The sequence below is a fragment of the Peribacillus sp. NPDC101481 genome, assembly GCF_044767165.1.
Lineage (GTDB): Bacteria > Bacillota > Bacilli > Bacillales > DSM-1321 > Peribacillus.
The window spans coordinates 47,289-59,335 of sequence record NZ_JBIWNJ010000001.1 but is presented as its reverse complement, the minus strand read 5'-3'; the positions used below and the strand labels follow the sequence as shown (position 1 = coordinate 59,335).

At 38.8% G+C, this 12,047-nt stretch carries 10 protein-coding genes and 1 pseudogene; 10 read left to right on the top strand and 1 reads right to left on the bottom strand.

Going from position 1 to position 12,047, the window contains the following annotated elements:
- The first annotated feature begins 33 nt into the window (after window positions 1-33).
- Window positions 34-804 (top strand): uroporphyrinogen-III C-methyltransferase, encoded by a 771-nt coding sequence (gene cobA, locus ACIROD_RS00260; protein ID WP_402937056.1) that lies wholly within the window; start codon window positions 34-36, stop codon window positions 802-804.
- A 180-nt stretch (window positions 805-984) separates the two neighbouring features.
- Here cobA and ACIROD_RS00255 read toward each other — a convergent pair whose 3' ends face one another.
- A complete protein-coding gene (locus tag ACIROD_RS00255) occupies window positions 985-1,311 on the bottom strand; it encodes a MerR family transcriptional regulator (protein ID WP_101222264.1) in 327 nt (108 codons plus the stop codon).
- A gap of 204 nt (window positions 1,312-1,515) precedes the next feature.
- Here ACIROD_RS00255 and nirB point away from each other — a divergent pair, with 204 nt between their 5' ends.
- The 9 genes and pseudogenes from nirB (at window position 1,516) to ACIROD_RS00210 (ending at window position 11,360) form a co-directional block, all read left to right on the top strand.
- A complete protein-coding gene (nirB, locus tag ACIROD_RS00250; RefSeq protein WP_402937054.1) occupies window positions 1,516-3,930 on the top strand; it encodes a nitrite reductase large subunit NirB in 2,415 nt (804 codons plus the stop codon).
- Between the two features lie 17 nt (window positions 3,931-3,947).
- Complete coding sequence (gene nirD / locus ACIROD_RS00245) at window positions 3,948-4,265, top strand: nitrite reductase small subunit NirD (protein WP_101222192.1); 318 nt, start codon at window positions 3,948-3,950, stop codon at window positions 4,263-4,265.
- Between the two features lie 445 nt (window positions 4,266-4,710).
- Window positions 4,711-6,327 (top strand): family 14 glycosylhydrolase, encoded by a 1,617-nt coding sequence (locus ACIROD_RS00240; RefSeq protein ID WP_402937052.1) that lies wholly within the window; start codon window positions 4,711-4,713, stop codon window positions 6,325-6,327.
- A gap of 615 nt (window positions 6,328-6,942) precedes the next feature.
- Complete coding sequence (locus ACIROD_RS00235) at window positions 6,943-7,368, top strand: OsmC family protein (protein ID WP_101222189.1); 426 nt, start codon at window positions 6,943-6,945, stop codon at window positions 7,366-7,368.
- A gap of 356 nt (window positions 7,369-7,724) precedes the next feature.
- On the top strand, window positions 7,725-8,045 hold the full coding sequence (locus ACIROD_RS00230) for a hypothetical protein (protein WP_063593579.1): 321 nt from the start codon (window positions 7,725-7,727) through the stop codon (window positions 8,043-8,045).
- Between the two features lie 722 nt (window positions 8,046-8,767).
- On the top strand, window positions 8,768-9,229 hold the full coding sequence (locus ACIROD_RS00225) for a hypothetical protein (RefSeq protein ID WP_402937049.1): 462 nt from the start codon (window positions 8,768-8,770) through the stop codon (window positions 9,227-9,229).
- 730 nt (window positions 9,230-9,959) lie between these two features.
- Window positions 9,960-10,199: pseudogene (locus ACIROD_RS00220) on the top strand (ArsR/SmtB family transcription factor); the annotation flags it as partial.
- A 93-nt stretch (window positions 10,200-10,292) separates the two neighbouring features.
- Entirely contained in the window at window positions 10,293-10,685 is a 393-nt protein-coding gene (locus ACIROD_RS00215; RefSeq protein WP_402940038.1) for an SRPBCC family protein, read from the top strand.
- A gap of 81 nt (window positions 10,686-10,766) precedes the next feature.
- Window positions 10,767-11,360, top strand: coding sequence for a YdeI/OmpD-associated family protein (locus ACIROD_RS00210; RefSeq protein WP_402937047.1), 594 nt, complete (start codon window positions 10,767-10,769; stop codon window positions 11,358-11,360).
- Window positions 11,361-12,047: the final 687 nt, after the last annotated feature.

Sequence of the window (12,047 nt, the reverse complement as noted above, 5' to 3'; positions counted from 1 at the left end):
CTTTCATGACTAAACAACAAAAGGGGAAAAAGGATGCAAAAAGGTAAGGTCTATATTGTTGGTGCCGGACCTGGTGATCCGGACTTAATTACTGTCAAGGCAATCAAATGCATCGCGGAAGCGGATGTCATCTTGTATGATCGATTGGTAAATCGTGAATTGCTTTTATACGGTAAACCTGAAGCTGAATATATTTATTGCGGTAAAGCGCCTGGTAAACATTATGTCCCTCAAGAGGACATTCACCAATTGTTAATTAGTAAATCAATGGAGGGAAAAACGATTGTTCGTCTAAAAGGGGGAGATCCTTTCATCTTTGGACGAGGCGGTGAGGAAGCAGAAGTACTAGTAAAGCACGGAATTCAATTTGAAATAGTTCCTGGAATCACGTCTGGAATCGCTGCGCCAGCTTATGCTGGAATTCCCTTGACTCACAGGGAATGGGGGAGTTCCTTCGCAATTGTCACGGGACACTGCGTGACCGGCAAACCTGATAACATCAATTGGCATCATTTGGCACATGGTGTTGACACCATTGCAATTTATATGGGTATTAAAAACCTGCCATATATCTGTAAACAATTACAATCCTGCGGAAAGAAGCCTGAAACCGCCATCGCTGTCATTGAACAAGGAACGACAGGTTTTCAACGAACTTTTACAGGAACAATCGACTCAATAGTGGGGATTATTACAAGAGAGCAGGTTGCCAATCCCGCAATGATTGTAATAGGAGAAGTGGTGAAATTATCCGAGAAGCTATCATGGTTTTCAGAGAAGACAAAAGATAAGGAGTTCGCTTAGAAGAGGAATGATTAGCCAAAAAACTTTTACTGTAATGAAAATGAAAACTGGACATGAAAGTCATCATGTCCAGTTTTTATAGATGTAAAGTGAATTTGTTACCTGGCTAATCGAAGTTTGAAATATGCATAGTTACGGTATGTAGTGAATCGGCTTATAATTGCGGTTGCTTAGCGAAAATCAATTGCGTAGGCCAAAGTGTGCATTTAATTGGCCCTGCAGCATTTTTTTTCGCATTTTTTCCTGTTCAATTTTTCTGTTCTCTTTTAATTTTTCCTGCCTAATTTCATTGGTTTGCACTCCATCCTCTATTTTATCGGCAATTTCCACTAATGCCTTAACGTCGGAAAAAGAGTATTTACGGTTACCCCCCTTAGATCTTTCGGGGAAAACGAGTTTTCTTTCTTCATAGTAACGGATTTGTCTATCAGATAGTCCGGTTAATTCTCTGACCACCCCTATGGAAATTACTTTTCTGTCTAAATAAGTTTCTTTTTGCTGGACGATGAAAATCACCTCATTTTGGATTTATGCTAGATCAATAAGGATATTATATCCTAATTTTCTGAATATTTGTAATAAAAACTAACATTAATTATTAATTTTTAAAAACTATGTAAGATTTTATTACACACTTGTGGCAATAAAAAGTGACGTCACCTATAATCAATCATATCATCCTTTCAAAAAAATCTTATTGGAGGACAAAACATGGCTAAGCAGAAATTGGCACTCATTGGGAATGGTATGGCTGGAGTAAGATGTATAGAAGAAATTTTGAAAATTCAACCGGAAAGGTTTGAGGTGACTGTCTTCGGAAGTGAGCCGCATCCGAATTATGATCGAATCCAACTATCGAATGTATTGCAAGGGGCTACGACGATAGATGATATAACAATAAATGATTGGAACTGGTACAAAGAAAACAATATTACACTTTTTTCAGGTGAAACTGTCACGAACATCGACACCACTAAGCAAATCATATATTCAGATGCAAATCGTGAAGTCGCATATGATCGATTAATTTTAGCTACCGGATCAATCCCATTCATTTTACCGATAAACGGAGCTGATAAAAAAGGAGTGACAGCATTTCGAAATATTGAAGACTGTAAAAAAATGATCGAATATTCAAAAAACAACAAAAAGGCTGCTGTCATTGGTGGAGGATTACTGGGTCTTGAAGCAGCCAGGGGTCTTTTGAATCTAGGTATGCAGGTAGATGTTATTCACCTTTCGGAATATTTGATGGATAGACAGTTAGATCCAGCAGCAGGAAAAATGCTGCAAAGGGAACTTGAAAGCCAGGGGATGAATTTTTATCTTGGGAAACAGACTCAGGAGGTTTTAGGTGAAATTGATGTCAAAGGATTGCGCTTTAGTGATGGCGAGGAAATCAGCGCCGATTTAGTGGTCATGGCCGTTGGGATTAAGCCAAATGTTACTATGGCCCAAGATTGCGGCATCCCTGTCAATCGAGGAATTATCGTGAACGATTATATGGAGACAAGAATCCCGAATATTTTTGCAGTCGGTGAATGTGCGGAACACCGTGAAATGGTATATGGTTTGGTCGCTCCCCTATATGAACAGGGCAAAGTATTGGCCAAAAGGATTTGCGGCCTCGAAGACAAAGCTTACGAGGGTTCAGTGCTGTCTACTAAGTTAAAAATATCTGGTGTTGATGTATTTTCGGCTGGAGAAATTTTCGAGGATGAACAAGCTAAATCAATCAAGGAATTTAATGAATGGAATGGCACTTACAAAAAAGTAATGATTCGAAATGGAAAAATTTCTGGTGCGGTATTATTCGGGGATACAAAGGAAAGCAATAACCTATTGAGCATGATCAATAAAAATGCCGAGGTTTCCGAATATTTAAACGCTGGAACGAGTGAAACTAGTGTTAGTCTTGTCACTGCGATGTCAAATGAGGAAATCATCTGTGGTTGTAATGGAGTAACCAAGGGCGATATTATGACGGCTATCGAATCTAATGGGTTAACAAGTATTGAGGAAGTAAAAGGCTGCACAAGTGCTTCGAGATCATGCGGAGGGTGTAAGCCGTTAGTCGGCGATATTCTCGAGCTGACATTAGGCGCTGAATTCAGTAAGTCAAACCAGAAGGAATCCATATGCACGTGCACCACATTATCCAGAGATGAGGTTGTTGCTGAAATACGCGAAAAAAATCTGACCCATACTCGGGAAGTCATGAATGTTCTCGGCTGGAATACAAGTGATGGTTGCTCGAAGTGTAAACCGGCACTGAACTATTACTTAGGCATGATCCATCCTGTTGAATATGAAGATGAAAAAGAATCCCGCTATGTCAATGAAAGGCTACATGCAAATATTCAAAAGGATGGTACATTTTCCGTTGTGCCAAGAATGTATGGAGGTGTCACTAACCCTGATCAATTACGGAAAATAGCAAATGTTGCCGATAAGTATAATGTTAAGTTACTTAAGGTTACAGGCGGGCAAAGAATAGATTTGTTCGGCGTTGAAAAAGAAGACCTTCCAAAAGTATGGGCTGACCTGGATATGCCTTCTGGATATGCTTATGGAAAAACCCTTCGAACTGTGAAAACATGCGTCGGTGAAAACTTTTGCCGCTTTGGCACCCAAGATTCAATTGGGCTGGGCGTTGCCCTGGAGAAGAAATTTGAACGTGTAGGAACACCGCATAAGGTTAAGATGGCTGTGTCGGCATGTCCTCGTAATTGTGCTGAATCCGGTATCAAAGATCTTGGTGTTGTCGGAGTGGACGGTGCATGGGAAATTTATATTGGCGGCAACGGCGGAACCCATTTAAGAGCTGCTGAATTATTATGCAAAGTGAAAACAAGTGATGAGGTAATTGAAATTACGGGTGCATACATCCAACATTATCGAGAGACTGCCAATTATTTAGAAAGAACATCTGTCTGGGTTGAGCGTGTAGGGTTCGATACCATTAAGGCGATTATTGGTGATAAGCAAAAAAGGATGGAGCTTAATCAACGCTTGGATGAGGCCTTATCCGTATTGCAAGAACCGTGGAAAGAAATCATTGAGAGCAATGCAATCCAAACCGGTTTATTCCAAAAAGTGAAAATTCCAGCTATATCAAATAAATGAATATGGGGGCAGCCTAAATGGGGAAAACTCTTCAAAAGATAAAGGTTTCAACAGTAAATGAGATGCCAAAAAACCTGGGGAAAACAGTAACCATAGGCTCTCATGAAATTGCTCTTTTTCATTTGGCAAATGGTGAATTCCGGGCCATTGAAAATCGTTGCCCACATAAAGGTGGGGTTCTAGTGGAAGGTATTGTAAGTGGTGATCACGTCTTTTGCCCGATGCATGACTGGAAAATCAGTGTCAAGAATGGAGAAGTCCAAAAACCTGATAATGGTTGCGTTAGGACATTCAATGTTGAAATAGAAGATGATAATGTTTATATCGTTTTATAACCAGCTGCTCTGGATAGTCTCTTAGACTATCCATCTTGTAGACAAAAGGGTTCTATCTAAAAGTTAAAACAAGTTGATTGGATCGGGTGTTCGAGACTCCTGCGGGAAAAGCACGTCCAGGGGAGACCCCGCGCAAAGGCGCCGAGGAGGCTCCCGGACCGCCCACAGAAAGCGAGTGCCTGGAGGCAACATTCATTGCACAAACCATAAAAAACTAAAGACAGACTCGATTTTCATTGAGTTTGTCTACAGTCTGCTGGATAGTCTCTTAGACTATCCATTTTTCTTTGCTGTGTTTTGAACTAAATTTCCCTGGCAGAATAATTGATAAATATTTCCAAAGGCAATATACTTTCTAGTATAGGAATTCCTTTATTAAAACGAATGAATGTAAGCGATTTCGATGAACGAATGAATAAAGTTATAGGGGAAGGTTGGCGTTTTTATGAACAAATTATCTGTTGGCGTTTTTACCTTTATGCTGTATTTTGTTCCTTTATCAAATACACCTGGAATAGCAGAAGTAAAACCAGATTACAAGCTTTATGTAATGGCCCCATTGGGTGAAATAACAGATTGGGAGGCATTTGAAGCACAGTTAACCCAGTTGAAGGAAAATGGAGTATATGCAATAACGACAGATATTTGGTGGGGATTAGTCGAGAGTAAAAAAGATAATCAGTTTGATTGGTCTTATTATAAAAAATACGCTGATACCGTAAAAGCTTCTGGTTTAAAATGGGTGCCCATTTTGTCTACACATCAATGCGGCGGTAATGTGGGGGACGATTGCAACTATCCCATCCCGAGTTGGCTCTGGAATAAAGACACTCTAGAAAACATGGCATTCAAAAGTGAAAGTGGTTTCTGGAATAAGGAAGTACTTGCTCCATGGTGGGAAGGTACAGCCGATCAGTACAACGAATTGTATAAATCCTTTGCAGTGAACTTTGCTGATAAGAAGGATTTAATAGCTAAAATATATTTAAGTGCAGGGCCAGCTGGGGAACTAAGATACCCCTCCTATCAAAATGCTGATGGCTGGGAATATCCTGAAAGGGGACAGCTCCAAGCTTATACAGAAGGAGCGAAACGTGATTTCAGGCTTAACATGAGAGAAAAATATTCAACAATAAAAAAATTAAATGCTGCCTGGGGCAAAACGTATAAAAACTGGAAAGAGGTTCAGCCGCCAGGAAATGGGGATGAATTTTTCACCAGGGGCGGAGCAATCGACACTCAATTTGGATACGACTTTATGCAATGGTATCAAGGTGCACTCGAAAAGCATCTTGCAAAAATCTCTAAATTTGCCCATAAACATTTTGATGAAGTCTTTGGCGTTCCAATTGGAGCTAAAATCTCAGGCGTCCATTGGAAAATGAATGATCCAGTACTGCCGCATTCAGCAGAGTATAGTGCAGGGTATTATAACTACTCCCAATTATTGAATCAATTTAAAAAATCGAAGATGGCCCTCACGTTCACCTGTTTGGAAATGGGAGATCAAGATGCACATACTGCGCCTTCATATAGCGCTCCTAAGACGTTGGTGACCCATATTGCTTCTTTGGCTAATGAAAAAGGAATTTCATTAAACGGGGAAAATGCACTCCCGCTGATCAACAATGAAGCGGGCTTTGACAATATAGCAGAAATGGTTTTTAACCATGATTTTGAGGGATTTACCTTGCTAAGGATGTCCTATTTATTCGACGATGAAGGAAATCCAACAAATGAGTTCAGGATGATGGCTGATAAATTGAAAGGCATGTCCATTCCAGTTACATTCACAGTTGAAAATGTACCTGCCACACATGGAGTTTACTTAATTGGGGATAGAGGAGAAATAGGCAGATGGAATCCTGAGGATTACGAATATAAACTCACTCAAAGCACAGAAGGCAGCTGGAGTGGAACATTTCTATTAGCCGAAAATCGATTTTATGAATTCAAGTTCGTCCTAAAAGATGAAAATGGCAATATCACATGGCAAGATGGGGAAAATAATAGTTATAAAACTCCTTTGAGTGGAGAAGGAAACTATAAAACTGCTTGGTAATTGAAGAAATGATGTCTTTCATTTTGCAAGCTTAAACTGTTTCTATCGAAATTTTAAAACCATTATATCCAAAAATGGCGGTTCGAAAAGCTCTCACAACCATGTTCTATAGGTAAACTTAGTTATCCATCTTGTTTTTACACATAAATATATGGATGAACCCCTGAATAGATTGAAGAAATTTGCGACACTCCTGCCGAAAAGCTGGCTAGCCGAGACCCCACAGACGCTTGCGTCGAGAAGGCTTGGCAGGCAGTCAGCGGAAAGGTAGCGGATTTCTGAAATCACCTGGAATGTTTTTTTGAGTGTTTCAATCTAAAATTTAATACAAAGTCGATTGGAACAAGTGTTCTAGACTCCTGCGGGAAGGGCGCGTCCAGAGGCGCACTGGGCGCAAGACCACCCATGGAAAGCGAGTGCCTTAAGGCAATGTTCAAATTCTACAGTATGACTAACTAATTAGGTATTGTGGGAAGAATATAAGGTATGGAAAGTCATCAAAAGTTAGAGTATAAGAAATCCAGAAGCCCAGTGCACTGTATATTTACGCACTGACCCCATTGGGGAAATATTTTTCACAGAACAAAACAATAAGAAAGGGAGGAATTGAAATATATGAAGACAATGATTACATGGACAGGGGAACTGGCATTTTCTGGCACAACTCCGTCGGGACATGAAATTAAGATGGATGCTGCCGAAGAAGCAGGAGGAAAAAATAGCGGAGCCAGACCCACGGAGTTACTTTTACATTCTCTTGCTGGGTGCACAGGTATTGATATTGTAATGATATTAAAAAAAATGCGATTTGAAACAAAGGCCTTTCAAATAGAAATAGAAGGGGCACGATCGGAAAATCATCCTAAACGGTTTACCGATTTTCATATTCACTATTTATTAGAGGGTGATCTGCCTGAAGATAAAGTGGTCCGTGCAATTCAATTATCCAAAAATACGTACTGTTCAGTATATCACTCATTAAATGCCAACATTAAAATCAGCTATTCGATAAATGGTGTTAAAGGAAAACAAGAATTATAATTTAATGGCTTTAACTGAAAGTAGTTTATTCATTTTTCATATAAGAAAAACAGCCTTCATTTCATAATCAAATGGAGGCTGTTTTCGACTGAAATGAACATCCTTGTTTCACGGATAATCATCTATACCAAAACGTGCAAATCTCAGAAAATAATCCCTCTACACGTTAATCCTAGTCGTATTTTTTAAAAAAATCATTCTCCAATTTATTTTCAAGGTAACATAACTCCATTTTTTCAAAGGAAAGGGTTTATTTAGTCAGCAAGTAATCAAAATGTAATGGTTTGTCATTGGAATGCCCTTGATGTTATGAGTTTATCCATATAAACTTTAGATACTATTGAGGAGTGGTTAAGTTGAAAGAGATAACAATTGACAAATTAATTTTTAAAAATCATTTATCGATGATTGAACAATATTCATTGAAAGATTTCATGTTTAAGTGGCTCGGCAGCCCCGAAGAAGGATTAGATGATCTTCTTCCGCTTACATACACAGATCAAGTTTTTGCAAAAATGGAAACGACATTGGAGACAAAAATAAAGATTCACGGCGAAGAAACCTTCAGATATGTCACCATTACGGAAGATAATCAAATTGTAATAGGGGGCTTAGACTCGAATCAAGAGTTAAAGTTTAGAATTGTGTCCCTGGAGGAGCGATTGAAAAGCTACTAAAACTTTAGACTTAGCATTTTCAGACAGATAAATATTTTAGGCCGTTCCTTTTTATTTAAGGAATGGCCTTCAAACTGTCGACAAACTCGATAAAAATCGATTTTGTCGACAGTTTTTTTACGGTTTTTACAATTTGAACGCTGATTTCCTCTCCAGGCACTCGCTTTCCGCGGGCGGTCCGGGAGCTTTCTCGGCGCCTTTGCGCCTAAGGGATCTCCCCTGGACTAGCTTTTCCCGCAGAAGTCTCGCACACCCGCTCCAATCAACTTTGTTTTAAACTTTTAGATAGAACCATTTTGCCTAAAGTCTGCATTGTTAAAAATGGAATTACTAATACTTGAGGTAATGAGGATGCTTTCTAAACATTTTTCCATTCAGCTAGTCAACTGGAAATGATTACTTTATATCAACTGATGCCAGCTAACCATTTAGTTCGTAAAATTGAGGCTGCCAGTGACTTCTTTTTGAATTTATTAATTCCGAAGTCCTTTTGTCTATAAACTGAAGGCCCTTCCTTTTTATTTTTTTTATCACGTTTAGAGCAAAGTTAAATTCCATTTAAGGTTCATAACTGCACTAAAAGTAAAAGGAAAATCCATACCTAGAGTGAATCTTTAATTTTTGGAATTCTGGATTAATTTAACAAAATATAAACGATTATAGATTTGTCTTAGTGTATTATAAAGTAATGAAGTCGATTAAATTAATTGGGGGGATTTGAGATGAGCGAGATGTTGAAAAGTTCGATAAAAATTCTTTTGAAAGAAACGTTTGAAGGACCGGGAAATGATGGGAGCTATTATACAGATTCAAGACCGAATACAGGGATTTTTGGGACACTTGATGGTTTAACCGCAGAAGACGCTTCACGTTCCATAAATGGATCAACAATTGCTGCTCACTCAGACCACACACGGTATTATTTATGGGTAATCCGAACAATGATTAGTGGCACAGACTTTGAAAAAGACTGGGACGCAAGCTGGACCATTGCTCAAGTTGATGAGGTGAAATGGGCGGAAATAAGGGAGGGATTACATAAGGAATATGTAACTCTTTTCAAAGAAATCGATACAATCGATTTAGGAAAATGGCTGACAAATGTAAATGCGACCATTGCCCACTCAGCTTATCATCTTGGAGCATTACGTCAAATGTTAAAAAATCTTGAAATAGACAAATAATTTATTATATCGAGGGTTTGTAATTGATTTCCTCTTCAGGCACTCGCTTTCCGCGGGCGGTCCGGGAGCCTCCTCGGCGCTCTTGCGCCTACGGGGTCTCCTTGGACACGCTTTTCCCGCAGGAGTCTCGAACACCCGATCCAATCAACTTGAAAGCAGAATTTAAAATTTGTTCACTATTATTCCCCCGTATCACCCTCACCCTCTGGATTTCCTCCTATCAAATGTGTCTCATATCTGCTTTAGGATATCGGGGGATATACTTCCTTTCTCGAATGATACGATCATAATCTCTGCAATTTGTCTAGTGAATCAAGGAATAATAAATCTCCGCCCTCGCGAATGTTTAAGAGCATTGCCTGATATTGAGGCCGGTTAAATTCTTTCCACTTTGCTTATCAATGAGGATATATCGCTGCTTAATTCCAAGATTACGAAGTTTTTTAGGATGCCCGATTCGATTCTGATCTTTTGCAAAAAAAAGCGGCTAACAATTGGTTATTTATGTATAAGTGTTAGTTTCTTAACAAATGTACTGTATCAAACAGGGAAATTTAGTTGTAAAAGGATCTAATAAGGTTGAAGCTTAATCTTTTGAACAACTAGAAAATAAGGAACCTATATACTTGATGATAGGAGAATAAAACAAATACCATGTGTCAATACTAAAATTGACAGGACACCGATTGGTGTCATATAATAAAAGACACCAATCGGTGTAAAAGGGGGGGTGATTTTGAACGGGAAAAATCAAGAGCGTGATATTTATGCAGCCATCGCTGACCCAACAAGACGTAAATTGCTACGTTTGTTGGCGGACGTGGAAGAATTGCCACTCAATGAGTTGACTATACATTTTGAAATGGGCCGTACTGCGGTTTCAAAGCATTTGACAATCCTTAAAGAGGCTGGTCTCGTAATCAGCAGAAAGATCGGCAGGGAAACGCGTTATCGGCTGAATGCTGCCCCGTTGAGGGAAATTGAGGATTGGGTATCGTTTTACAGGAAATTCTGGAGTGAAAGAATGCTGCTTTTAAACCAAATATTAGAGGAGGAACAAAAGATGAATTTAACAGTATCACAAGATTTTAATTTTAAGAGCCCAATCGAGAAGGTATGGCTCGCCTTAACGGATGCAAATACTCTTGCGAAGTGGGTAATGGCTAATGATATTAGACCTGTCGTCGGACATAAATTTCAGTTCCGGAATGAACAGTGGAATTTAGTTATCGATTCCGAAGTTCTTGAGGTGGAGGAGCCTTATAAGTTATCTTACACTTGGGTAGGTGGTGGGATAAACACTACAGTCACATGGACATTAAAGCACGAGGATGGAACAACCTATTTACATCTTGAACAATCAGGATTCGAAAAAGAAGATCAAGCGTTCAATGGTGCGAAATATGGTTGGGCGAAAATGGGCGAAGATCTTAATAAATTGTTAGAGGAAATGTAAGATCAAATCTCTGAACCTGTTTTTTAGTTTTTAGCTAACGCATAAGAAAAGCAAACTGCTCGGAAAGAGGAGTGTTTCGTTATGACAAATAGTAGAATGAATCCTAAGGTTGATGAATTTTTAGGTAAAGCTAAAAAGTGGAAGGAAGAATATGAGACTCTGAGAAATATCGTTCTTGACTGTGGGCTGACCGAAGAATTTAAGTGGATGCATCCTTGTTACACGTTTGAGAAAAAAAACATCGTTTTAATACATGGATTTAAAGAATATTGTGCGCTTCTGTTTCACAAAGGTGCCTTGTTAAAGGATACCCATGGGATTCTAATCCAACAAACGGAGAATGTACAGGGGGCGCGCCAGATTCGGTTCACCAATCTTCAAGAAATAGTTGCAACGGAAACCATTCTGAAAGCCTATATTCATGAGGCCATTGAAGTTGAAAAAGCCGGTTTGCAAGTGAATTTTAAAAAGAACGAAGAATTCATAATTCCTGATGAGCTTCAAAACAAATTCGATGAAATCCCTGCCTTGAAAACGGCTTTTGAAGCATTGACCCCGGGACGGCAAAGAGCATACATTCTTCATTTTTCTCAACCGAAACAATCTAAAACTCGAGAGTCAAGAGTTGAAAAATGCATGCAGAATATTCTCAATGGAAAGGGATTAAAGGATTAGTATATTCGATAAGAAAAAAAGTAATGATCCTTAAAGAAGCTAAGTAATGAAAATAATGTGTTATTCCATTATAGGGTGCTTTTATCGAGTAACAAAAAAGCCCAATTTCTCAATTTAATACTGGGAAATTGGGCTTTTTTTGAAATTCCGATTTAGGAAAATGGCTGACAAATGAAAATGCGACCACTGCCCACTCAGCTTATCATCTTGGAGCGTTACGGCAAATGTTAATAAGCCTTGAAATTGAAATTACTTTAACATAAAAATGCCAATGCATCTATATGTTCCGAAGTGTCTCAATGCCAACCATGATTTTAAAGAAAGACATGCTTATCCTTCATTTTTTTAGAATGAAACCCACATTAGATTGAAGAAATATGCGACACTCCTGCCCGAATAACTGGCTAGCAGAGTCTAAACAGACGCTTGCTTCGAGGAGGCTTGGCAGACAGGCGGCGGAAAGGGAGCGAAATTCTGAAATCAACTGGATTTTTTAAAAAAGCAAACTGGCTCTTCTTCTAATTTAAAATAAGAAGTCTATCTCTAACCTAAACCCCAGCAAAGGTTGCTGGGGTTAAATTTATTTGTTAAGACAGAATTACACAACTTTTTGTAGGAAATTGTTAGATTGTGTCAAGAATTCTTTGCATTTTAAAGGGTTCAAGCCCTTATTGGAGAAGTATATTA